This window comes from Providencia xihuensis (assembly GCF_041953405.1).
GTDB classification, from domain to species: domain Bacteria; phylum Pseudomonadota; class Gammaproteobacteria; order Enterobacterales; family Enterobacteriaceae; genus Providencia; species Providencia vermicola.
The window spans coordinates 2932229-2955578 of record NZ_CP169565.1 but is presented as its reverse complement, the minus strand read 5'-3'; the positions used below and the strand labels follow the sequence as shown (position 1 = coordinate 2955578).

The following is a 23350-nucleotide window of genomic DNA, read 5'->3' as shown; positions in this document are numbered from 1 at the left end:
TTTTTACCCCCAATACTCATGGAGAAAATATGTCTTTTTCACAAGCAGTCAGTGGCTTAAATGCAGCGTCAGCGGGGCTCGATTCAATTGGTAATAATATTGCCAACTCCGCAACTAACGGCTTTAAAGGTGCAACGACATCATTTGCGGATATGTTCGCAGGTTCGGGTGTTGGCCTTGGTGTTAACGTTGCTGCAGTTACGCAAAACTTTAAAGACGGCCCAATTACACGTACAGATAGACCAACTGACGTGGCGATTTCAGGTAGTGGCTTTTTTCGCGTTCAAGATAAAAATGGTGATACTTACTACAGCCGTGATGGCCAATTTTTGCGTGATAAAAGCGGTAATTTAGTCAATAACCAAGGCATGGTGGTGACAGGTTACCCAGCCAGTGTCGATGAAAAAGGCAATGTCACCATTCAAAGCGGTGGCGTGCCTGAAGGATTAAACATCCCAACGGACATGATGGATGCGAAAAAATCTGAACTTGCCAAGTTAACCATTAACTTGAACTCAGAAGACAAAATCAAAGATAAAGCCTTTGATGTTGATAAGCCTGATGATTCATCAACCTATAACTTCAGCACCACAATGACGGCGTATGACAGCCAAGGTAATACCCATGAAATCTCCGTGTACTTTGTTAAAAATGCGGACAACGAATGGACAGCTTACGCAAAAGATGCAAGTGATAAGTCTGCAAAAGAACTTGGCAAATTAGAGTTTGATGGTAACGGCAAGCTAAAAGATGCGGATAAAGCGACATTTCCTTTCAACTATAACGGCTTAAACGGTGCGGATGACGGCGTTTTAAACGTTGATTTATCGAAAACCCGCCAACAAAAAGTGAGCGAGTCCTCCGTCAGTGCCATTGATGTTGATGGTTTCCCCGCGGGTGAATACACCAGTTTCAAAATTGAAGATAACGGCTTAATCGTTGCGAACTACTCAAACCAACAGAAACGTGTGGTTGGGCAAGTGGCGCTTTCTGCGTTTGCGAACCCGAATGGTCTCGTTTCCCAAGGTGGCAACGTATGGGCATCTTCAAACGCATCGGGCAACCCGATGGATGGCGTACCTGGTGTAGGGCAGTTCGGTAAATTAACCAGCGGTGCATTGGAATCTTCCAACGTGGATATGAGCCAAGAGCTTATCAGCATGATTGTGATGCAGCGCAATTACCAATCAAACGCGCAAACCATCAAGACGCAAGACCAAATGTTACAAACTTTGGTTAACTTACGATAAGCCTAGAGGGTGGCCATGGATCACGTCATTTATACCGCAATGGGGGGAGCGCGTCATGCGCTTGAGAACCAAGCGGTGGTTTCCAACAACATTGCTAATGTGTCTACCGCAGGGTTTAAAGCGCAGCTCTCTGCCATGCGCGCAGTGCCCGTGAATGGGGATAGCGCGCAAACCAGAACCTTGGTGGTTTCTTCAACCCCTGGCGCGGATATGAGCCAAGGGCCGCTGAACTACACAGGTAAGCCAACAGATGTTGCGTTAAACGATAAGCATTTTTTGGCGGTTGAATTAGCCGATGGCACAGAAGCGTATACCCGAAATGGGAATATCCAAATTTCGGGCGAAGGTGAGTTAGTGATTGGTGAACGCCGTCTGCAAGGCGATGGCGGGCCAATTAACGTCCCGCAAAATGCAGAAATCACTATTGGCATGGATGGCACCATCACCGCATTGCTGGCGACGGATCCGCCAACTATGTTGGGGCAAATAGGCCGTTTGAAAGTGGTTGAAGCGCAGCCGCAAGACTTAATTCGCGGGGAAGATGGGCTTTTCCATTTATCCCCTCAGGGGCAAGCCGCGAATGGCAATGTATTGCCACTGAGTGACCGTGCGGTTGTGACGTCTGGTGTGATTGAGGGAAGTAACGTCAATGCCGCCGAAGCGATGGTGTCGATGATAGCCAATGCAAGGCATTTTGAAATGCAAATGAAGGTGGTTCGCAGTGCGGATGAAAATGCCCAACGCGCCAACCAATTGCTTGCCGTCAGCTAAATTCAGTAAGGAATAATTATGATCCGTTCATTATGGATTGCAAAAACTGGGCTTGATGCTCAACAAACTAACTTAGACGTGATTTCCAATAACTTGGCGAACGTTAGCACCAATGGTTTCAAACGCCAACGCGCGGTTTTTGAAGATTTAATGTACCAAAATATTCGCCAGCCAGGGGCGATGAGCTCTGAACAAACCTCTTTGCCATCAGGGCTACAACTGGGGACAGGGGCACGCCCCGTTGCGACTATGCGTATTCATGGTCAAGGGGCATTGAATAAAACGGGCACCACAACGGATATCGCCATTAAAGGCCAAGGTTTTTTACATGTACAAATGCCTGACGGCACAGACGCATATACCCGTGATGGGGCATTACAGCCTAACCAAGATGGCCAGTTAGTCACCTCCAGCGGCTATCAAATCGTTCCTGCGATCACCATCCCAGATAATGCCAACAGTTTAACGATTGGGCGTGATGGTACGGTATCTGTCACCGTTTATGGCGATAGTCAACCTCAGCAAATCGGCCAAATTACGCTGACAACCTTCATTAACGATGCAGGGTTGGAAAGTATGGGGGAAAACCTCTATATGGAAACTGCGAGCTCAGGTGCGCCGAATGAAAGCGCGCCGGGAACCAACGGTGCCGGTCTGCTTTATCAAAACATGCTAGAAACCTCTAACGTGAATGTCGCCGAAGAGTTGGTCAATATGATCCAAACTCAGCGTGCTTACGAGATTAACAGTAAGGCAGTTTCTGCATCAGACCAAATGCTTCAGCGTTTAACGCAACTGTAATTGGTTTTGTATAGGCGCTCATGGGGTTCCTGTGAGCCCTATGAAAGACATCTCTTTGGGATGAACAACGTACACAGCAGCAAAAGAGTAGCATAATGATTGAAAGCGGCCTTATTTCCCAACAGCAAAAAACAGCGTTGCAGATGCGTTTGACTGCACCTAAACAGGTATGGTTACTTGCCGTTTTGGTTTTAGCCACCAGCGGTTGTGCTCACATTCCATCTCGTCCGTTAGTGGATACACAAACGACGGCTATTCCTTCTGCCCCTACAGCACCTTCCCCAAACGGTTCGATATTTCAAAGTGCCCAGCCTGCTTATTACGGTTATCAGCCGCTTTTTGAAGATAGGCGACCGCGTAATGTTGGCGATATTCTAACCATTAATTTGCAAGAAAATGTCAGCGCCAGCAAAAATTCCTCTGCCAATGCGAATCGCAGCGGTAAAACGGGGTTCCTTGCCGCGATATTACCTGGCTTTATGCAAGGGTGGATCGGTGGCAACAACACCGAACTGGATATCAAAGGAAACAGTGACTTTAGCGGTAAAGGTGGTGCAAATGCGAATAACACCTTTAAGGGAACCATTACGGTGACCGTCGACCAGTTACTGGCGAATGGCAATTTACATGTAGTGGGTGAAAAACGCATCGCAATTAACCAAGGCACTGAATCTATTCGTTTTTCGGGAGTGGTTAACCCACGAACTATTGGCTCAGATAACCATGTGAGCTCCACACAAGTGGCGGACGCTCGCATCGAATATGTTGGCGATGGTTATATCAACGAATCGCAAAATATGGGCTGGCTACAACGCTTTTTCTTAAATGTTTCGCCATATTAATTAAACATTAGCGAGTAACGGCCGAGAGAATTCAATGAAAAACAACGTATTAATTTTGCTATCACTGTTTTGCTTTTTTACCTTTTCGGCGCACAGTGAGCGTATTAAAGATTTAACCACCGTTCAGGGGGTGCGCGATAACGCGTTGATTGGCTACGGTTTAGTGGTGGGTTTGGATGGCACGGGTGACCAAACCATGCAAACGCCGTTTACCACGCAAAGCTTAAATAACATGTTATCTCAGATGGGGATCACGGTGCCACCTGGCACGAATATGCAGCTTAAAAATGTGGCAGCGGTGATGGTCACGGCAAAACTGCCGCCTTTTGCACGTACAGGGCAATCGGTGGATATCGTGGTGTCTTCTATGGGGAACGCGAAAAGTTTACGTGGTGGCACACTCTTAATGACGCCATTAAAAGGCGTGGATGGACAAATTTATGCCATGGCACAGGGTAATATCCTCGTGGGTGGCGCAGGGGCAAGTGGTGGCGGTAGTAGCATCAAAGTTAACCAACTTAACGGTGGGCGCATTACTGGCGGGGCGACTATTGAACGCGAGCTGCCAAGCAGTTTTGGGCAAAGTGGTGCTATTAACCTGCAATTAAACGAAGACAGCTTCACATTAGCGCAAGATATCGCAGATGCGGTCAATCGTATGGGCGGGATGGGAACGGCTAGCGCATTGGATTCTCGTACAGTGCAATTATTAGTGCCTGCAAACAACCGAGACCAAGTGCAGTTCCTCGCTCGGGTACAAGAGCTGAATGTTCGCACGCCAATGGCAGAGGCCAAAGTGATCTTAAATTCACGGACGGGCTCAGTAGTGATCAATCGCAGTGTAACACTGGAAAGCTGCGCGGTAGCTCACGGCAGTTTGGCTGTCACCGTGGAAAGACAAACTCAAGTTAGCCAGCCAGATACACCGTTTGCGGGCGGACAAACTGTGGTAACACGTAACACCAGTGTCGGCGTACAAGACCGCGGTGGCGCGTTGCAAAAAGTCAATGCCAGCGTGCAGCTCAACCAAGTGATTCAAGCACTGAATACATTAGGGGCAACACCAAACGACTTAATGTCGATTTTGCAAGCGATGGAAAGTGCAGGCTGTTTACGTGCGAAACTGGAGATTATCTAATGGGCGATATGCAGCTATTGCAAGGTGCGGCGTTCGATTTACAGTCGCTAAGTCAGTTAAAGGGCGAATTGAATAAAAACACGGAGCAAGGGCTGCGCCAAGTCACGCAGCAATTGGAAGCAACATTTGTCCAAATGATGCTAAAAAGCATGCGTGACGCACTCCCACAGGATGGCCTATTTTCCAATGACCAAACCCGTATGTTGACCAGTATGTATGACCAGCAAATTGCCCAAGACCTCTCCCAAAAAGGGTTAGGTTTTGGGGAGATGATGTACCAGCAACTGACGCGTGATCAACACACGTCAAGCGTCCCAAATTCCAACAGTTTATTGCCATTTGATGAAAAAACGGTGCAATCCTTACCGCCATTTAATATGGAACAGATGATGCGCCATTTTGCCCCGATGGGGGATGCGCTTTCTGCACCTTTGAAAAAAATCAAAGCGTTATCCCTTAACAGTAGCAACTTTATTAGCCGTTTGATTGAACCTGCTAAAGCCGCCAGTAAAGACAGTGGTATTTCCCATTTGCTGGTATTAGCACAAGCAGCGCTGGAAAGCGGTTGGGGGCAAAGGGAAATATTAAAAATGGATGGGAAAACCAGCCATAACTTATTTGGTATTAAAGCAGGGAAAAGTTGGCAGGGCCCTGTCACTAATATCATGACGACGGAAGTGATTAACGGCCAAACGATCAAAATGCGCGATGATTTTCGTGTTTATGGTTCATATGAAGAGGCCATTGCGGATTACATCAGTTTATTGACGGATAACCCACGCTATAAAGACGTCAAAAAAGCACCAACGCCTGAAATTGCGGCACGTCGTTTACATCAAGCAGGTTACGCCACAGACCCAGGTTATTCCGATAAATTAATCACCTTAATTAATCAAATACGAGGCAACCAGCCTGCGGCAAATACTTCAGCATCACGTGCTGTACAGGCTTATACCATCGACTTAAATGATATTTTCTAAAATACAGAATTTATACGTGTTAGGGCTAAATAATTACGTCGATTTTCCGATAACTAAATATGCTCTAAATAATTTGAGTTGCTATCGCCGACATTGTGTCAGCCAATGAACGCGATACGCACCCAGAACAGGAAAGCTTATGCTGAACAATGTAATGAATAATGCGCTCAGTGGTGTGAATGCTGCACAAGGCGGGTTAAGTGTGATTTCTAACAACTTAGCCAACGCTGGTGTGGGATATTATCACCGCCAAAGTGCTGTTTTCGGGGAGAATCCCGGTACGATGACACCGAGTGGCTATTTTGGTAACGGCACGTATTTCAGCCATGTTCGCCGTGAGTTTGATGAATTTATCAATGCACAGTACAGCCAAGCGCGTGCGCGCAGTGGTGACTACGAAGCGTACGTTAAAAACTGTAATAAAGTCGATGATTTGCTAACCAATGATATCGAAGATATCTCCAGCAATATTGGCAGCTTCTTCACGTCATTAGATGCGGCAACTAGTGATGCCAGTGATAAAACATTAATTGATGTTTTTCTTGGTAACTCTAATGCGTTGGTGAGCCAATTTAAAGAAGCAGACAGACGCTTACAAGAAATGGAGCGTGATGTTAATCGTCAAATCGAAAACAAGGTGAAAGACATTAACATCTACGCTGAGAAAATTGCAGGTTTAAACCAGCAAATTTCCCGCGTGCGTTCTGTCAGTGGCTCGGAACCTAATGACTTGCTTGATGTGAGAGATCGTTTAGTTAACGAAGTAAATTCGTTAATTGGCGTCAAAGTGATTGAGCAAAATGGCAACTATAACGTCACGTTTGCGAATGGCTTGCCATTAGTTACGGGGGAAAAAGCAAACCGTTTAGAAGCTGTGCCATCATCAAAAGATGATAGCCGCTTTAGCATTGGTTTTGTTGGCGCAAATGGCCAAGCCCGTGAAATTCCTGATGAATCTTTCCGTGGTGGAGAGCTCAGCGGTATCTTGCGTTCACGTCAAGATGTTATCGACCCCGCGTATCAAAAACTCAATAAGCTTGCGCTAGTTTTTGCTACCAAATTCAACGAAGTCCACAGTAAAGGCTATGATGCCAGTGGTAAAACGGGTGAGAACTTCTTTGAAATCGGTAAAGGCAATGTGGTGAGCAATACTCACAACACAGGCAAGGCTGATTTCGACTTAAAATACAGTGATGTTTCCAAAGTTACTGGTAGCAACTATGACATTCGCTTTGGTGATGATGGGTGGAGTGTTACGCGCTTGCCTGAAGGCACCAAAGTTGCTTTAGATGATGATTCAACCGCGACGACACTGAAATTTGAGGGTATTGAAATTAATATCAGCAACAGCAGTGCGCAAAAAGGGGATTCATTCCTCGCGAAGCCTGTCAGTGGCGTGATTAATGGCATGCAAACGTTGATCAGCGATGCAACAAAATTTGCCGCCGCGGGCAGCAAAGACAGCGGCCCTGGTGATAACGAAAACATCAAAGAATTGGTGAAGTTACAAGACCAAAAACTGATTGATGGCGGCTCAACGTTTTCTGATTTCTACGCGACGTTAGTCAATGATGTCGGAAGCAAAACCAAACAAGCGCAAATTGACTCTGAAACGCAAAATAAAATGACAGAGAGTTTCTATGAACAAGAGCAAGCTATCTCTGGCGTGAATATGAACGAAGAAAGTATTCAAATGCAAAAGATCCAACAATTTTTCAATGCCAATGCGCAAGTGTTGAAAACCGTGGATGATTTGTTTAATGCGCTGATGCGTGCATTCTAAGTTTTAGCGATATAATAAGGATTTAGCGATGCGTTTAAGCACAAATATGATTTATCACCAACGCCTACAAGATATGAATAATTCCCAAGCGCGTTGGATGGAAGCAGGTAGCCAATTAGCATCAGGTAAGCGAGTTAGCAAACCGTCGGATGATCCACAAGCATCATCTCAAGCGGTACGAATTAACCAATCTGAAACTCGCAATCAGCAATACGTGACCAGCCGTGGATTTGCGAAAACGGGTATGACATTACAAATGAGCATTTTGACTCAAATGACGGATGTCACCACACAGATTGATACCACGATTATTCAAGCTTCTAACCAAGGTGCTTTGAGTGATAAAGACCGCAATACATTAGCGGAGCAGTTAACAGGTTTGAAAGAACAACTGGTGGCATTGGGGAATTCCACAGACGGCAATGGGCGCTATATTTTTGCAGGTTTTAAATCGGATAAACCGCCTTTTGAAATTAACGCCGATGGGGATGTGCTCTATCACGGTGGTGATAAAGCGGTAATGCAGAATGTCTCCAGCGACCGTGAAATGACCACTTATTTCACAGGTGCTCAGGTATTTGATACAGACAGTAGTAATGTTGTGAATGTTTTCAAAGCATTAAATGCAGGTATTGACGCGTTAAAAATTCCACAGCAAGATGCACCTCAAGCGGATTTAGACCGTGCGCAAGAAGGGATGGATGAAGCCAACCGTGGCATTAAAGCGGCACTAGACCAAATTTCCAATATTGAAGCAAAACAAGGCTTACAACTACAAGAAATTGATAAATTGGATTTTTTAGCAGATACGCGTTCAATTCAAAATGCTGCTCGTAAAAGTGAGTTGCTTGAGACTAACTGGACAGGCACCACCACGGATTACTATAAAGAAAAAGCGATGTTTGAAGCATCACAAAGTATTTTCAAAGATTTAAACAGCATGTCTTTATTTGGTAGTCGTTAATCATCTAATACTTGAGTTCTACTCAACCGCGCTTTGCCGTTATTGGAGCGCGGTTTTTTTGTTTTTGGTGATTTTTGGGATCCAACGAAGAATGCTTCAACGAAGTTGTGCTATCTTAAATTTACCCTTTGTTTTTTGTTCTTTAAAAAAGTCTCTTAAAACAATATGTTATAAACTGAGTGTAAAAAGAAGGTATTTTCTTATTTTTATCGGTAACAGGTTGTTGTGATTCACTTTACTTATGATATTTTATAGTTCACTGCCGTATAGGCAGCTTAGAAAAGATGAATGTTTGAGAATGCCAGGGCCAATTAGTTCACTGCCGTATAGGCAGCTTAGAAATTCGTGAAATCGCTCACATGAGATGCAAGGTTGTTCACTGCCGTATAGGCAGCTTAGAAACGTATAAGTTCCTGAGATATTCAATAAAATATGTTCACTGCCGTATAGGCAGCTTAGAAAATAATGAAAATCGATATATGGTTGTAATCCATGTTCACTGCCGTATAGGCAGCTTAGAAAAAACTTGATTATCTAAATCAAAGTCTGATTTTGTTCACTGCCGTATAGGCAGCTTAGAAAGTTTCGTCTATGAGATTAAATTACCAGACGGTGTTCACTGCCGTATAGGCAGCTTAGAAATAATTGCAACCGACCCTCCATATTTTCAAGTTGTTCACTGCCGTATAGGCAGCTTAGAAATTACCAGCCATTCGCCCGTTAGATACGGATCACGTTCACTGCCGTATAGGCAGCTTAGAAACCCGCTAGATTGGCAAGGAAATAATGAGACTGGTTCACTGCCGTATAGGCAGCTTAGAAAACTTGGCTATCGCCAGACCAATTAAAGAAAACGTTCACTGCCGTATAGGCAGCTTAGAAATACACGGATAATCGTTACCATCAGAGCATCACTGTTCACTGCCGTATAGGCAGCTTAGAAATGTGTACATACCTCGCATTGTGAAGCGAGAAAGTTCACTGCCGCATAGGCAGTTTAGAAAGTGCGAAGTACGAAATGTCGTGCCGTTAGGTTGTTCACTGCCATCTAGGCAGCCTTTTATCAACACGCTATACCCATAAAAAGTCGTTTTGACTGGGGCTTTTGCCAAGCTCTTCACAAATTTTACTTTAGTACCAACTTTGACTTGTTTAGTGTGGGAATGTAGATTCTAATTGACTGTAAAACATTCAATAAACTTATCAATTTAAAAGGATGTTACGTCATTATGGATGATTTTTCACCATCAGATCTCAAAACCATTTTGCACTCTAAGCGCGCCAATATGTACTACTTAGAACATTGCCGTGTGATGCAAAAAGATGGCAGGGTGCTGTATTTCACTGAAGCGAAAAATGAAAACCTATATTTTAATATTCCTATTGCGAATACCACGGTTATTTTGCTCGGAACAGGAACGTCTATTACCCAAGCGGCGATGCGAATGCTATCCCAAGCGGGGGTTTTAGTCGGGTTTTGTGGTGGTGGCGGGACACCGTTATATATGTCTACAGAAGTGGAGTGGATGACACCTCAAGGGGAATATCGACCAACAGAATATCTGCAAGGTTGGTTAAGTTTCTGGTTTGATGATGAAAAACGTTTAGTTGCGGCGAAAAAATTCCAACACTCTCGAATTCAATATCTGCAAAAAGTCTGGCAAAATTCGCGTGATTTACAAAATGAAGGGTTTATTTATCAAGATAATACGCTAAAAACTGCATTCTCAACCTTTCATCAGCGTACTGAATTTGCCAGTAACGCCCAAGAACTACTTCTAACGGAAGCGCAATTAACCAAAGCCTTATACAAATACGCTGCCAATAATACGGGGCAAAAAAACTTTAAACGTCAGCACCAAGCCGCGGATAAAGGGAATGGCTTCCTAAATCATGGTAACTATTTGGCTTATGGGCTAGCTGCGAGTTGTTTATGGGTACTCGGTATCCCTCATGGCTTCGCTGTGATGCATGGAAAAACACGGCGTGGTGCACTGGTTTTTGATGTTGCAGACTTAATTAAAGATGCCATTGTTTTGCCATGGGCGTTTATCTGTGCAAAAGAAGAGGCAACAGAACAAGAATTTCGCCAGCAAATACTGCAGTCTTTTGTTGAGCATCACGCTTTGGACTTTTTATTTGATACGGTGAAATCGATAGCGTTACAAGGCCACACTGAGCAAATTTCGCAGAGTACAGCATTATGATGGTGACCTTTGTTTCACAGTGTGAAAAACATGCCTTAAAAAGAACTCGCCGTGTACTTGATGCGTTTGCGAATCGAATTGGTGACAATACTTGGCAAACACTCATCACTGAGGATGGCTTGCAGACAGTCAAAAAATTGTTGCGACAAAGCGCGAGCCGTAACACCGCAGTGAGTTGCCATTGGGTACGCTCTCGTTCTCGCAGCCAATTGTTATGGGTTGTTGGGCAAAAAAATAAATTTAATCAACAAGGTTTTGTGCCTGTCAATCGAACGGAAAAATCCTTGCTTGGAAGTGAACACGAACATGATTGGAAATACCTGCCGCTGATTAATGCGCTGGTTCGTCTAGCCGCGTTATTTCATGATTGGGGGAAAGCCTCACAGCTTTTCCAAGACAAACTCAACCCTTACTCAAAAATGCCTTTTAAAGGAGACCCCTTAAGGCATGAGTGGGTATCAGCGCTCCTATTAAGTGCTTTGGTAAAAAGCCAAACCGAATCCCAAAATGATGAAAGCTGGATCACGGCACTGATGACGTCCTCATGGAATGAGAAACAATTAAAAGCGTGGATCAAAGAAAATAAAACCCTTAAAAACCCATTAGCGGCACTGCCCGATGCAGCATCATTATTAGTTTGGTTGGTTGTTTCTCACCATCGATTGCCTTTTATCGAAAATAAAGGAGAACGGGAGAGTTTTGCAGGTAAAGAGTGTCAGTCACTGGAAAATTTATTAAAAATTCTCGATAAACAATGGGGATATCAAAATAATTATAATCAGCAAGAATATGAGAGCCGAATAGATCAATGCTTTGAATTCCCCCAAGGCTTATTAAGTGATTCGTTAACGTGGAAGTGTGCTGTGAGCGAAGCGGCGGAGCATCTTAAGCATCAACTTCCATTGTTTAATGAAGCTCTTGAAAATGGTTGTTGGCGGCTAGTAGCCCAACAGGCTCGCTTATGTTTAATGTTAGGGGATCACAATTATTCCTCCAAAGATGCAAGTCCAGATTGGCAATCATCTATTCCACTTTATGCAAACACTCAACGTGTTAGCGGCGCAGTACAGTACAAGCAAAAGCTTGATGAACATTTAGTGAATGTCGCGAATATTGCTGCCAATGTGACGGAATACTTACCTTTTTTTGAGTCAGAGCCCCCATCAGCGAGTGACATTAACGAACTAAAACACGATAAAAATGCGACAGGAAAATTCAGTTGGCAGGAGGATGCCGTTAACCACATTTATCGCTATCGAGAAGAGCAACACGATAAACCCCAAGGGTATTTTATCGTAAATATGGCGAGTACAGGGTGTGGGAAAACCACGGCAAACGCCAAGATCATGCAAGCGCTATCTGATGACAAGCAAAGTCTGCGCTTTATTCTTGCCTTGGGGCTGCGTACCTTAACACTGCAAACAGGGGATGAATACCGAGACCGTTTAGGGATAAAGGAAGATAACCTTGCGGTATTGATTGGGTCTAAAGCCGTATTAGCACTTCACCAAGAAGAAAAATCGAAACAAAAAATGATTGAGAAAGAACAACAACTCGCGGAGTTTGGTTCGGAATCTCAAGACAGGATTTTTGATGACGAAGGGCTGGAGCTCAATTGGTTTGCAGAGAGCTGGCAAGGTTGCTTACCTGAGGATGAGCTTTCAACGGTGTTAACTCGGCCTAAAGATAGAGCTTTGCTCTACGCGCCAGTTCTCGCCTGTACCATCGACCATATTATGGGGGCGACTGAAACCACTCGCGGTGGGCGCTATATTCTTCCCTATCTTCGGTTAATGTCATCAGACTTAGTCATTGATGAAATTGATGATTTTATCGGTGATGACTCCGCATCAATCGGGCGTTTAGTTCATTTAGCGGGAATGCTAGGGCGCAAGGTGATGATTTCATCGGCGACAATTACACCAACTCTGGCGCTGTTTTATTTTAATGCCTATCAGCTGGGTTGGCGAATTCATGCACTGAGTCAGCAAAAATCACCACAAATTGGCTGTATTTGGGTAGATGAGGGGCAATACAATGAAAAGAAAAATCAATGTACGCATTCATGCCAGATAGCAACGATTAGCTCGATGGATGATGAAGAGACATTAAATTATTACCGCCAATACCATGACGCATTTATTGCAAAGCGCGTTAAAACACTACAATCACTGGTGGCGCGCCGAAAAGCATGCGTAGTGAGAATGCAAAAAGTACCTGGCGAAGAACTTCAAGCGCAATATTTTGCCCATATTCAGCAAGCTATTTTGAATTTACATCACACTCATTTTTGCACTGAAACGCAAACCCAACTGAGTGTTTCTTTTGGTGTTGTACGCGTTGCGAATATTCCTGTATGTGCCGCATTAACCCATTATTTACTTGCTAATCAATGGCCAGAAGACGTAGAGATTCGAACGATGGCCTACCATAGTCAGCAGGTATTACTGCTACGCCATGAGCAAGAAAAGCACCTTGATGCGGTATTAAAACGCAAGGAAAAAACAGGAGAGCAACCAGATGCATTTCAAGATGTCATCATTCGTCAACACTTAGACCAAATACACCAACAAGGTAAAGCCAAACATCTTATTTTTATTTTAGTTGCTACTCCTGTGGAAGAGGTTGGGCGCGACCATGATTTTGATTGGGCTGTGGTTGAGCCGTCATCGTATCGCTCTATTATTCAGATGGCAGGGCGAGTGAGGCGACATCGCGAGGGAGAAACCGCGAATCCCAATATTGCGTTGTTGCAATATAATTGGAAAGGTTTTTTGGATCGTAAAGGCGAAGAGGTATTTTCCAAGCCAGGGTATGAAAACAAACATTTGAGTTTGCAGCTAGCGACCCGTGATTTGTGCCAGCTGGTGGATGAGCAACAACTACGGCAGTCTGTTGATGCAATCCCCAGAATTCAGCCTGCATCAGACTGGGAAAAACAGCAACATACCAATTTAGCCTGTTTAGAACATGCGGCTATTGAACGGTTGATGGGAACACTCCCCGAAAAAACACCCCCTAAAACGACGGTTAGAAAGCGTTCTTCATTTCTATCAGAAGCGACTGTTGCTAAAAACAGACCAACGACACTCTGGGGGTATACCAGTGGAGGCTGGTGGATGACGGCACTTCCTCAACAGTTTGTTTCTTTTAGAAAAACTCAGCCAGAGATACGTTTATCACTTATTTTATCAGCAAAAAATAAGCTTCATTTTTGTGAATACAGTCAAGACAGTGGTTGGGTTGATAACAGCTCAGAATATGGGATTAATTTTCAGCCGTTTACTGAGTCATTAAAACAGAAATTATGGTTAGTTAGGGATTACCGACAATCTTTAGAAAATAGAGAAAATGAATACCAGCAAGCGGAGCAGCTTTCTAAACAATACGGCGAAATGAGTTTTTTACCCCGCAAAGTGAGTGGTAATCATCTTTACTATAACGACCAACTGGGGCTTAGCACATTTAAAGTTTCCGAGTAAAAGTTTAGGTCAAAAGGACTATTTATTATGTTAGATCCAGCAATAGAAGCCTTTTTTGCGGAGCGTAAAGAGGGTTGGCTTAAAAAAAACATCAAGGCATCGATGAATGACGGTGAATTGCAGCAGTTACAGCAAGAGTGTGATGCGGTTTTTTCGTTAGAGCAATGGCTACCCAATGCAGCGAAGAGGGCGGGGCAAATTTCGTTATCAACCCACCCTTGTACCTTTAGTCATCCAAGTTCAAGAAAGAACAAAAATGGCTATGTTTCCGCGATACTCGCCAATTGCATACAAACCAATGATGGTTTTTTGCGCACGGGAAATGTAGCTGTTGAAACGGATGCATTGGGAAATGCTGCCGCACTCGATGTGTATAAATTTCTCACACTGGAACTACAAGATAATAAAACCTTACTTTCGCATATTGAGGATGAAACCCAGTTAGCAAAAGAATTGCTTAATCAGGGGGATGAAAGCTATCAGGTGCTCAGGGATGGCTTTTTAGCGATGGCCGCAACAGACGAAGCGGTCATTACCAGCTCGAAAATCAAACAAGTTTATTTTCCTGTTTGGATGGAAGATGCGCAATACCATTTATTATCCCCATTAACGCCTTCTGGGCTCGTTTTCGAATTACGTAAACGCCTTGACGCTATTCGCTTTTCTGAACAAACCAAAGCATTGCGTGATTTAAAACGTAAAGGGGAATACAGCGAGACTGGTTATAAAGAAATTTATGGGCTGACCACAATAGGCTTTGGGGGAACCAAGCCGCAAAATATTTCGGTCTTAAATAACCAAAATGCAGGGAAAGCCCATTTATTGGCTTCAGTACCACCGAAAATCACGCAGCGGCAACGTCATATACCAACTCATGATTTTTTTACTAACAGCCTAAACCCTTGGCAGGTAAAAGAAACCTTGGAGGCATTTCATGGGTTAATTCGTCTACCAAAAGAGCAGCGAGGGAGCCGCTTTATTGAATTCAGAAATAGACGCATCCATGAGTATATGGACTACCTAATGTTAATGATGTGGGAAGTGAGACGCCAGTTTGAACAAACTAATACACCATTGCCCACTCAGCTACCAAAAGAGCAACAAATTTGGCTATTCCCCGACCAACCGCGCAATAATTCAGATGAATGGCTATCTGTAATTATCAGCCTGATCACTCAGCAGTTTATACGGCATTACAAAAAAGTTCTGGGGAAAAAAGCGATTAAGTTGGGGAGTGATGAATTTGCGGCCATTGAAGAGATTATTGCACTGAATAAGGAGCTGTTACGATGAGCTCAACTTTTATACTTAAACTTCCTCATATCAACATTCAAAATGCCAATGCATTATCAAGCCCATATACCATTGGCTTTCCTGCAATGACCGCTTGGCTCGGGTTTATGCATGCCCTTGAGCGTAAACTACGGGAAATTGATGGCCTGAATATTATATTGGGTTCAATTGGGGTGATTAGTCATGAATGTGATTTACAAACCTATCGTGGGCCGAATGATTATGTAAGTTCAATTGTCGGGACGGGTAATCCATTAAACAATGATGGGACGCGTTCTGCTTTTATCGAAGAAGCCCGTTGCCATTTAAACGTGTCATTACTGATTAAATATGGCATAGGGAATGAGGGCGAAGTACAAGCTTTTCCCGCCGATTCACCTATTTTGCAAACCATCTATGACTTAGTTTTGACGATGAAATTGGCAGGTGGTGACATCCTTTCCTTAGGGAAGCCGTCGTCGCACATTTTGCGCTCAGATGATCCCGAAGGAAAATCAAAGCAAAGTTTGCTCAATAGTCTCATGCCTGGCTATGCCTTAATTGAGCGGCGTGACTTAATGATTGAGGCAATGGAAGAAGGGCAAGACGCCATGGATGCCTTAATCGATTATGTTGCGGTCGAAAACCGATGTGTTGAAACAATCAAGGAGGATGAGGCGAAAACGCATTTTGAATGGCGTAGTCAACGGAAAGCATCTGGTTGGATTGTGCCTATCGCAACGGGGTATCAGGGGATTTCCCCATTAGCCCAAGCGAAAAACCAGCGAGACGAAGAAACACCTCACCGATTTGCTGAAAGTATCGTGACGTTAGGTGAGTTTATTTTGGTAAACCGCGCAAACCAAATTGATGAAATTTTGTGGGAATACGTTTATGACGGATCCCATGACCTTTATTTATGCCAACAAGTGGTATCTAAATTTATTTCGAGTGGAGAATAGGTAATGGCGAAGAATAATGATGTTGCATCTGTTTTAGCATTTGAAAAAAAACTGGTTCCGTCGGATGGATACTTCTATGGAACACGTTGGGATGATAAATCGCAATTTGCGCCATTATCATTACAAGAAAAATCCGTTCGTGGCACGATTTCAAACCGTTTAAAAGGCGCGGTAAAAAACGACCCGTTAAAATTAAACGCAGAAGTTGAGAAAGCCAATTTACAAACGGTGGATGCATGTGCACTCGGCACTGATCAAGACACCTTAATGCACCAATTTACCTTAAAAGTGCTGGGTGGCGTTGAAACACCATCGGCTTGTAATAATGCGCTTTTTAAGCAGAGCTACAGCAAAGCAGCGACTGGCTATATTGAAAATGAAGGGTTTAAAGAGTTGGGGTACCGCTATGCGCACAATATTGCTAATGGGCGTTTTTTATGGCGTAACCGTGTGGGCGCAGAAAACATCGAAGTTATCGTAAAAGCATTAAATGCAGGTAATGAAGAACAGTGGGGCTTTGATGCGACACAACACAGTATTCATAATTTCGATAAACGCGATGAAAATATTAATAAGTTGGGTGAACGAATTTCAGCGGCCTTGTCGGGTAAAAGCCCAGCATTATTGCTGGAAATAACCACATTTGTTCAACTAGGCAAAGCCCAAGAAGTTTATCCAAGCGAAGAGCTGGTGATGGATAAAGGTAAAGGGGATAAAAGTAAAATTCTTTACCACGTCAATGAGCATGCAGCTATGCACTCACAAAAAATTGGTAATGCACTTCGCTCTATCGACACTTGGTACCCCGCTTACGGTAGCGAAAGTGGCGCTGGGGCGATTGCGATCGAGCCTTACGGCGCGGTGACCAACCTAGGTACGGCTTATCGAACACCAAAAGATAACCAGGATTTTTATACCCATTTTGATAAATGGGCACGAGGCGAAAAATTGGCGCGTATTGAAGACGAACATTATGTGATGGCGGTGTTGGTTCGTGGTGGTGTCTTTGGTGAAAGTGATAAATAAGGTGGCTTATGAATTATTATCAGGACGTCACCTTACTGCCTGACTCGACGGTTCCTTTGGATTTCCTGTGGCAAAAGGTTTACCAGCAAATCCACATTGCGCTGGTGGATAACCAATCAAAACAAGGGAAAAGTGGCATAGCAGTTGCGTTTCCCGAATATGGTTGTGTAGGTTTTCGTTTAGGTAAGAAAATCCGTTTGCATGCCAATAGACAAAGTGAGCTTGAGCAACTGGATTTACCAAAATGGTTAGCGAGGCTGGCGGATTATGTGCATATTAAGTCAATTCAGCAGGTTCCCGAGCAATCTGTACCTGTGAGTTATATTCGGCGCCATGTGAAAGGGAAAAGGCGAATAGAGGCAGATATGCAGAAAAAAGCGCAGCTATGGTCGGCGAAAACAGGGCAATCGTTGGATACCAGTTTAGAGGCGTTATCCAAAAGCAAGCCTAGAGCCAACAATCGCTTACCCTTTATTTGGGTTGAAAGTTTACACACCAAGCAAACTGAGGCGGGCGGGCGACCTTTTCCGTTGTTTATTGAAAGGGTGGAGTCAGCACAAGAGCAAAAAGGGCCATTTAATTGCTATGGTTTAAGCCAAGTAACGAATGGCTTAAATTTGGTTGCAACGGTTCCTCATTTTTGACCTTTATTTTTTGCTCTTTAAAAATTAACTTTAAAATCAATAAGTTATAATGCAGGTGAAATAAAAGGGTATTTTTAAATAAATACCCTTAACGCATTGTTATCACATATTTTTTGCTTTGAAGTTTATAGTTCACTGCCGCATAGGCAGCTTAGAAAGCGCACAATCTCTATGCGTCAATTAAGTGTGTGTTCACTGCCGCATAGGCAGCTTAGAAACAAACAATGCATAGCCGCCACTTAACTGGCCAGTTCACTGCCGCATAGGCAGCTTAGAAAATACCCTTGCTTTACTGGCAAGCTGAATGTTGGTTCACTGCCGCATAGGCAGCTTAGAAATATCACCATCAAGTTATTTGTTAGTCGGGTAAGTTCACTGCCGCATAGGCAGCTTAGAAATTACGCATTGCCTGCCAGTGAATATCAGTCTGGTTCACTGCTGCATAGGCAGCTTAGAAAAAGAGGCTGCAATAGTTAGTGATTGTGGTCGGGTTCACTGCCGCATAGGCAGCCTAGTGCTACGGCTTAGAAGGCCGTTGTTCACACTTCAATTTATCCATCATTGTTCGCTGAACAATAATTAAATCCATCTATTTATAATTGATATTTATTTAAGCGAACTTCTTTATTAGGTTAGTGATGCGTTTAACGCGAGATATATCTTGCTACTATCACTCGATAGCTTAGAAATGAAACAAGATACGGGTATTTATCACTGCCATGTAGGCAGTTTCGAACATAGTAGTAAACCTGAAAAAAGAGACGGGTTTTAACTACTTTAATGAGGGGAATTATATGGAAATTATCATCAATTTTTCTTGGGTTACATTAATTATCAGATTCACAAAGTGGTACTGATAATGAACTAATGCTGATTGACCGAGTATCGACACTCAAACAAACAAATTAAACATCAGCGAGAGCTGCTCAAATGCTTGGTGGATAAGCCGTTCGGTGTAGCGGGGGAGAATTGAAATAATCAACCCTAACATACTGATGCCAATGGTCAGTGTCAGTGGGAAGCCGACCACAAATACCGACAGTTGTGGAGTCATACGGTTTAAAATACCCAGCGCAAGGTTAAGAATTAAAAATAAGGTAATAAACGGTAAGGCTAACATTAACCCATTAATAAATATGGTATTGGCGAATTGAACGAATACCCAAAAACCATCACGATTTAATGGTGCGGTTTGAATTGGGATAAGCTCAAATGAATTGACCACAATATAAATAAGCCACAAGTGCCCATCGAAAGCGAGAAACAATAAAATGGTAATTACATTGAAAATACGCCCTAAAATTGGCATGTTTGGGCCGCCAGTTGGGTCAAAAAAGGTGGCGAACGACAACCCCATTTGCAAACCAATCACTTCCCCTGCATGACGAACTGCCGCAAATGCCATCTGCATGGTTAAGCCCATTGCGATGCCAATCACCATTTGTTGCACTATCACCCACAAGCCCATTGCCGAAAATAACGGAATATTTACGACGGGAAGTTGCGGCGAAACAATCAAGACAACAAAAAAGGCAAGGGCGACACGAACCTTGGTAATGGCTTGTTTTTCATTGAAAAAAGGCGCTGTACCCAGCAGCGCTAAGAGGCGTATAAATGGGTAAAAACCTTGGCTAAGCCAGAGGGTCAGGGTTTCGCTGGTAATGGTTAGCATCGTTAGCCAATGATGAAGGGTAAATTACTAAGCAAAGTGCGCATGTAGTCAATCAGTAGATTGAGCATCCACGGGCCAGCAATAATGATCACCGAAATCACGGATAAAATTTTGGGAATAAAAGATAACGTCATCTCATTAACTTGGGTGGCAGCTTGTAACAGGCTGATAATCAAACCTGCTGCGAGGGCGGCAAGTAATAACGGTGCTGCTAGCATTAGTGCGATTTTCATCGCTTCTGTTCCCATCGCCATTACGGATTCAGGTGTCATAATTGCTCCTAATTAAAAAAGCTTTGCGATAATGAGCCAAGCAATAATTGCCAGCCATCGACGAGAACAAATAACATCAGCTTAAATGGCAATGAAACTGTTGCTGGGGGAACCATCATCATCCCCAATGCCATCAAGACGCTGGCGACCACTAAGTCGATGATCAAAAACGGAATGAAAATCGTAAAGCCTATTTGAAAGGCGGTTTTTAGTTCACTGGTAATAAACGCAGGGACTAAAATACGCAGCGGTACATCTTTGGCTTCTTGGATATCTCCCACCTTGGCGATACGTGCAAATAACGCAAGGTCAGATTCGCGCGTTTGCCCTAGCATAAAAGTACGTAACGGTGCCGTGCCTTTTTCCAGAGCTGTCTCAAGGCTGATTTTATCTTCGCTAAAAGGCTGATAAGCTTCACGATAGACTTGGTCTGCAACAGGGGACATCACGAAAAAAGTCAGAAACAGCGCTAAGCCAAGCAGCACTTGGTTAGGTGGGGCAGATGGTGTCCCTAACGCATTTCGTAGCAAGCCCAGCACGATAATGATGCGTGTAAAACTGGTCATCATTAACAGTAGTGCGGGGATAAAGCCTAATAACGTTAAAAACAGCAAGGTTTGGACGGGTAACGACCAAGTTTGTCCGCCATCAGCTAAACTGTGGCTGATGACCGCAGGTAACGCTGCAAAAGCGGAATGGGGTAAAGTAAACAGAAGCGCAGCAACAAACAACGCGTTTTTTACAAGTGACATGCGAGCTTCCGATTACTTATACAAAGGAGTCACTGACGCTGCATGGTTCGCAGCATCTTGTTTTTTCTTGAAAACAGATTGAAACGTCAGTGGTTCATTTATTGAAACGGGTAAATGCTCAGTTTGTACAGGGTATTGATGTAGCACATTGATATTTTGCGCCGTCACCCCAAGAACTAAACATTCATTATTCACTTCGACCACGACAACCCGTTCTTTATTACCTAATGAGCAACTGCTTTTGACTTTTATCAGCGAGTCTTTGCCAAATTTTTTCGGGGCGAATCCCAGCTTTTTAACCAACCAAGCACCTGCGAGGATCAGCAAAATAATGCCACCGAGTGAACCTGAAATTTGTACCAAGCTATCATTTTGGTTAATGGCTGGTGCATTCGGCTCACTGAGCGAAATCGTATTGGATAAAAATGGCGCTGTTTGCGGCTGCGTTATGGGTTCGATTTGCGAAAACATTGTCATTGGCAATTGCCCTTGTATTTTAACGACTCAAGCGGCGCATACGTTCTGAAGGCGTAATGATGTCAGTAATACGGATACCGTAATTATCTGAAACTACGACAACTTCACCCTGCGCAATTAAATAGCCGTTGATTAAAATATCCAGAGGTTCGCCCGCTAAACCATCTAAAGACACCACAGAGCCTTGGGATAAACTCAGCAGTTTTTTAATGGTCATTTTGGTGCGACCTAGTTCAACCGACAGGCGAACGGGAATGTCCATAATCATGTCGATATCGGAGAGCTGATTTAATGGGTTTTGCCCATCAAAGTTATCAAAAGCCTGTGCACCAGCAGAGGCGGATTCCGCTTTTTTTTGCTGTTCTAACGCTTCAGCCCACAGGTCTTCACTGTCGTGATTGGTTGATGCATCAGGAGAGTTCTTCGCCTCACTCATTGGTACTTTCCTCATCTAGAGTGTTTAAAACAGGGTTAATCAAATGTTCTACACGCAACGCATATTGGCCATTTTGAGTGCCGTATTGACTGGTCAACACAGGTACGCCATCGACATTCACCATTAGGCGGTCTGGCTTCTCAATGGGGATAACATCCCCTTTTTGCAGTTGCAGTAAGCGAGAAATTCGCATTGGAATGTCAACAAAGTTGGCAACCAACTCAAGTTCAGAACGTTTAACTTGGGTCACAAGGTTAGAGACCCATGCTTCATTTTCCTGATGCCCTTGCTCCACGGGTGGGTTGATTAAACGCTCACGCAATGGCTCAATCATGGCAATAGGGATACAAATGCTGAATTCACCCACCGTGTTGCCAATCTCAACTAAAAACGGTGTAGTCACGACAATGTCGTTTGGTGAAGTGGTGATATTGGTAAATTTAACTTGCACCTCAGAACGTACATATTCCACTTCGATATCAGCAATGGGCTTCCATGCATCACGATATGCGCCCAGTGCTAATTTCAACATGCGGTTAATAATACGTTGTTCCGTATTGGTAAACTCTTTACCTTCTTGGCGAACAGGGAAACGACCATCGCCACCAAATAGGTTATCCACAGCGATATACACTAACGCGGGTTCGAAGGTAAATAGGGCCGTGCCTCGCAAAGGTGGCATATGAATGAGATTTAAGTTCGTTGGCACGGGTAAGTTGCGAGCAAATTCATGATAAGGCTCGATTTTAATGCCACCAACGGTGATGTCTGGGCTACGGCGTAACATGTTAAACAGCCCCATGCGGAACTGACGGGCGAAACGCTCATTAATGATTTCAAGGGATTGCATTCGCTCACGAATAACCCGACGTTGGGTATTCGGGTCATAAGGACGAACGTGGTCTTTCCCTTGCATTTCAGGTGCAGGCGTGTTGCTTGATGGCGCATCATCATTAAGAAGCGCATCAATTTCAGCCTGAGATAAAATATTATCGCTCATGAATATTACCGCAGAATAAAAGTCGTAAATAACACATCTGAAATATCCTGATCGGTATCGCCAGGGATCAGGGTTGGGGTGAGCGTTTGCTTAATTTCTTTCATTAGCTGCAACTTACCATCATGATTTTCAATGTTTTTGGCTTTTTGCTCAGACAAAAGTAGCAGTAAGCGACTACGAACTTCAGGAAGGTATTCATGAAGTTGCTTGCGAGATTTTTCATTCGCAAGGCGCAATGTTACGTGGATATAAAGCACGCGGTCAGGGCCATCAACACCCGCTAAGTTCACCGTAAAGGGCTCTAATTCCATAAAAATTGGCTGCGGCATATTCGGGCGCTTTTCGTCCTCACTTGCCGTTTGAGTGTCTTGCTGTGTCGTCCACCAGGTGTACCCACCAAAACCAGCACCCGCGAGGGCAACAAGGGCGAACAGAATGAGTAACCCTTTATTCGAACGTTTAGATTCTTTGCGTGACGACATGTTAGCTGAATTCCTGTTTCTTGGATGCTAAACCCAAATGGGTTTTTTCTTTATGATCTCTAGCATTATGGCTTGCTTGCTGAGAGTTAAAGGAGTGAAAAACGAAACAAAAAGGCGGTAACTCGGCGCTTTAGTTG

The 23350-nt window shown here is 43.8% G+C and carries 21 protein-coding genes and 2 CRISPR repeat arrays; of the genes, 14 read left to right on the top strand and 7 right to left on the bottom strand.

Annotation, left to right across the window (positions count from 1 at the left end; translation table 11 throughout):
• Positions 1-29 precede the first annotated feature (29 nt).
• The 14 genes from flgE to cas6f all read left to right on the top strand — a co-directional run bounded on the left by flgE (position 30) and on the right by cas6f (position 18122).
• On the top strand, positions 30-1250 hold the full coding sequence (gene flgE, locus ACE2AL_RS13365) for a flagellar hook protein FlgE (RefSeq protein ID WP_206083848.1): 1221 nt from the start codon (positions 30-32) through the stop codon (positions 1248-1250).
• A gap of 15 nt (positions 1251-1265) precedes the next feature.
• A complete protein-coding gene (locus ACE2AL_RS13360; protein WP_206083849.1) occupies positions 1266-2021 on the top strand; it encodes a flagellar basal body rod protein FlgF in 756 nt (251 codons plus the stop codon).
• Positions 2022-2039: 18 nt separating this feature from the next.
• The gene (gene flgG, locus ACE2AL_RS13355) at positions 2040-2822 is read left to right on the top strand and encodes a flagellar basal-body rod protein FlgG (RefSeq protein WP_206083850.1); all 783 of its coding nucleotides are present in this window, start codon (positions 2040-2042) and stop codon (positions 2820-2822) included.
• A 143-nt stretch (positions 2823-2965) separates the two neighbouring features.
• Complete coding sequence (locus tag ACE2AL_RS13350; protein ID WP_241016843.1) at positions 2966-3664, top strand: flagellar basal body L-ring protein FlgH; 699 nt, start codon at positions 2966-2968, stop codon at positions 3662-3664.
• 34 nt (positions 3665-3698) lie between these two features.
• Positions 3699-4802 (top strand): flagellar basal body P-ring protein FlgI, encoded by a 1104-nt coding sequence (locus ACE2AL_RS13345; protein WP_206083852.1) that lies wholly within the window; start codon positions 3699-3701, stop codon positions 4800-4802.
• A complete protein-coding gene (gene flgJ, locus ACE2AL_RS13340) occupies positions 4802-5782 on the top strand; it encodes a flagellar assembly peptidoglycan hydrolase FlgJ (protein WP_272538685.1) in 981 nt (326 codons plus the stop codon). The genes ACE2AL_RS13345 and flgJ overlap by 1 nt, the downstream gene beginning before the upstream one ends.
• Positions 5783-5921: 139 nt before the next feature.
• Positions 5922-7565, top strand: a complete 1644-nt coding sequence (gene flgK / locus ACE2AL_RS13335; protein WP_272573703.1) for a flagellar hook-associated protein FlgK — start codon at positions 5922-5924, stop codon at positions 7563-7565.
• Positions 7566-7593: 28 nt separating this feature from the next.
• Positions 7594-8529: a flagellar hook-associated protein FlgL gene (flgL, locus tag ACE2AL_RS13330; protein ID WP_206083855.1), complete on the top strand. Its 936-nt coding sequence runs from the start codon at positions 7594-7596 to the stop codon at positions 8527-8529.
• Between the two features lie 254 nt (positions 8530-8783).
• Positions 8784-9533: a CRISPR direct-repeat array (repeat unit 28 nt; unit sequence GTTCACTGCCGTATAGGCAGCTTAGAAA).
• Positions 9534-9758: 225 nt separating this feature from the next.
• Positions 9759-10736, top strand: a complete 978-nt coding sequence (gene cas1f, locus ACE2AL_RS13325) for a type I-F CRISPR-associated endonuclease Cas1f (protein WP_353168136.1) — start codon at positions 9759-9761, stop codon at positions 10734-10736.
• Positions 10733-14218 (top strand): type I-F CRISPR-associated helicase Cas3f, encoded by a 3486-nt coding sequence (gene cas3f / locus ACE2AL_RS13320; protein ID WP_375083588.1) that lies wholly within the window; start codon positions 10733-10735, stop codon positions 14216-14218. The genes cas1f and cas3f overlap by 4 nt, the downstream gene beginning before the upstream one ends.
• A gap of 27 nt (positions 14219-14245) precedes the next feature.
• Positions 14246-15511 carry a type I-F CRISPR-associated protein Csy1 gene (gene csy1 / locus ACE2AL_RS13315; RefSeq protein WP_353168141.1) on the top strand — a complete coding sequence of 422 codons (1266 nt, stop codon included), beginning with the start codon at positions 14246-14248 and terminating at the stop codon, positions 15509-15511.
• Positions 15508-16452 carry a type I-F CRISPR-associated protein Csy2 gene (gene csy2 / locus ACE2AL_RS13310; RefSeq protein WP_353168144.1) on the top strand — a complete coding sequence of 315 codons (945 nt, stop codon included), beginning with the start codon at positions 15508-15510 and terminating at the stop codon, positions 16450-16452. The genes csy1 and csy2 overlap by 4 nt, the downstream gene beginning before the upstream one ends.
• A gap of 3 nt (positions 16453-16455) precedes the next feature.
• Positions 16456-17478, top strand: coding sequence for a type I-F CRISPR-associated protein Csy3 (csy3, locus tag ACE2AL_RS13305; RefSeq protein ID WP_206083860.1), 1023 nt, complete (start codon positions 16456-16458; stop codon positions 17476-17478).
• A gap of 8 nt (positions 17479-17486) precedes the next feature.
• The gene (gene cas6f, locus ACE2AL_RS13300) at positions 17487-18122 is read left to right on the top strand and encodes a type I-F CRISPR-associated endoribonuclease Cas6/Csy4 (protein WP_206083861.1); all 636 of its coding nucleotides are present in this window, start codon (positions 17487-17489) and stop codon (positions 18120-18122) included.
• 130 nt (positions 18123-18252) lie between these two features.
• Positions 18253-18640: direct repeats of the CRISPR family, unit length 28 nt; unit sequence GTTCACTGCCGCATAGGCAGCTTAGAAA.
• A gap of 374 nt (positions 18641-19014) precedes the next feature.
• On the opposite strand, the gene fliR is transcribed toward cas6f, so the two are convergent.
• From fliR to fliL, 7 genes are read right to left on the bottom strand one after another with little or no spacing between them, the layout of a single operon-like run.
• Complete coding sequence (gene fliR, locus ACE2AL_RS13295) at positions 19015-19794, bottom strand: flagellar biosynthetic protein FliR (RefSeq protein WP_117162049.1); 780 nt, start codon at positions 19792-19794, stop codon at positions 19015-19017.
• Positions 19795-19796: 2 nt separating this feature from the next.
• Complete coding sequence (gene fliQ / locus ACE2AL_RS13290) at positions 19797-20066, bottom strand: flagellar biosynthesis protein FliQ (protein WP_206083863.1); 270 nt, start codon at positions 20064-20066, stop codon at positions 19797-19799.
• A gap of 8 nt (positions 20067-20074) precedes the next feature.
• A complete protein-coding gene (gene fliP, locus ACE2AL_RS13285; protein ID WP_375083587.1) occupies positions 20075-20818 on the bottom strand; it encodes a flagellar type III secretion system pore protein FliP in 744 nt (247 codons plus the stop codon).
• Between the two features lie 12 nt (positions 20819-20830).
• Positions 20831-21295, bottom strand: coding sequence for a flagellar biosynthetic protein FliO (gene fliO / locus ACE2AL_RS13280; RefSeq protein ID WP_272538679.1), 465 nt, complete (start codon positions 21293-21295; stop codon positions 20831-20833).
• A 19-nt stretch (positions 21296-21314) separates the two neighbouring features.
• Entirely contained in the window at positions 21315-21731 is a 417-nt protein-coding gene (fliN, locus tag ACE2AL_RS13275) for a flagellar motor switch protein FliN (RefSeq protein WP_004255621.1), read from the bottom strand.
• The gene (gene fliM / locus ACE2AL_RS13270; RefSeq protein WP_206083866.1) at positions 21724-22731 is read right to left on the bottom strand and encodes a flagellar motor switch protein FliM; all 1008 of its coding nucleotides are present in this window, start codon (positions 22729-22731) and stop codon (positions 21724-21726) included. The genes fliN and fliM overlap by 8 nt, the downstream gene beginning before the upstream one ends.
• A gap of 5 nt (positions 22732-22736) precedes the next feature.
• Positions 22737-23213 (bottom strand): flagellar basal body-associated protein FliL, encoded by a 477-nt coding sequence (gene fliL / locus ACE2AL_RS13265; RefSeq protein ID WP_206083867.1) that lies wholly within the window; start codon positions 23211-23213, stop codon positions 22737-22739.
• Positions 23214-23350 lie beyond the last annotated feature (137 nt).

Bases quoted from the DNA above. Each gene is read 5' to 3' on its own strand.
- flgE (WP_206083848.1), top strand. From the start codon at position 30: ATGTCTTTTTCACAAGCAGTCAGTGGCTTAAATGCAGCGTCAGCGGGG.
- ACE2AL_RS13360 (WP_206083849.1), top strand. From the start codon at position 1,266: ATGGATCACGTCATTTATACCGCAATGGGGGGAGCGCGTCATGCGCTT.
- flgG (WP_206083850.1), top strand. From the start codon at position 2,040: ATGATCCGTTCATTATGGATTGCAAAAACTGGGCTTGATGCTCAACAA.
- ACE2AL_RS13350 (WP_241016843.1), top strand. From the start codon at position 2,966: ATGCGTTTGACTGCACCTAAACAGGTATGGTTACTTGCCGTTTTGGTT.
- ACE2AL_RS13345 (WP_206083852.1), top strand. From the start codon at position 3,699: ATGAAAAACAACGTATTAATTTTGCTATCACTGTTTTGCTTTTTTACC.
- flgJ (WP_272538685.1), top strand. From the start codon at position 4,802: ATGGGCGATATGCAGCTATTGCAAGGTGCGGCGTTCGATTTACAGTCG.
- flgK (WP_272573703.1), top strand. From the start codon at position 5,922: ATGCTGAACAATGTAATGAATAATGCGCTCAGTGGTGTGAATGCTGCA.
- flgL (WP_206083855.1), top strand. From the start codon at position 7,594: ATGCGTTTAAGCACAAATATGATTTATCACCAACGCCTACAAGATATG.
- cas1f (WP_353168136.1), top strand. From the start codon at position 9,759: ATGGATGATTTTTCACCATCAGATCTCAAAACCATTTTGCACTCTAAG.
- cas3f (WP_375083588.1), top strand. From the start codon at position 10,733: ATGATGGTGACCTTTGTTTCACAGTGTGAAAAACATGCCTTAAAAAGA.
- csy1 (WP_353168141.1), top strand. From the start codon at position 14,246: ATGTTAGATCCAGCAATAGAAGCCTTTTTTGCGGAGCGTAAAGAGGGT.
- csy2 (WP_353168144.1), top strand. From the start codon at position 15,508: ATGAGCTCAACTTTTATACTTAAACTTCCTCATATCAACATTCAAAAT.
- csy3 (WP_206083860.1), top strand. From the start codon at position 16,456: ATGGCGAAGAATAATGATGTTGCATCTGTTTTAGCATTTGAAAAAAAA.
- cas6f (WP_206083861.1), top strand. From the start codon at position 17,487: ATGAATTATTATCAGGACGTCACCTTACTGCCTGACTCGACGGTTCCT.
- fliR (WP_117162049.1), bottom strand. From the start codon at position 19,794: ATGCTAACCATTACCAGCGAAACCCTGACCCTCTGGCTTAGCCAAGGT.
- fliQ (WP_206083863.1), bottom strand. From the start codon at position 20,066: ATGACACCTGAATCCGTAATGGCGATGGGAACAGAAGCGATGAAAATC.
- fliP (WP_375083587.1), bottom strand. From the start codon at position 20,818: ATGTCACTTGTAAAAAACGCGTTGTTTGTTGCTGCGCTTCTGTTTACT.
- fliO (WP_272538679.1), bottom strand. From the start codon at position 21,295: ATGACAATGTTTTCGCAAATCGAACCCATAACGCAGCCGCAAACAGCG.
- fliN (WP_004255621.1), bottom strand. From the start codon at position 21,731: ATGAGTGAGGCGAAGAACTCTCCTGATGCATCAACCAATCACGACAGT.
- fliM (WP_206083866.1), bottom strand. From the start codon at position 22,731: ATGAGCGATAATATTTTATCTCAGGCTGAAATTGATGCGCTTCTTAAT.
- fliL (WP_206083867.1), bottom strand. From the start codon at position 23,213: ATGTCGTCACGCAAAGAATCTAAACGTTCGAATAAAGGGTTACTCATT.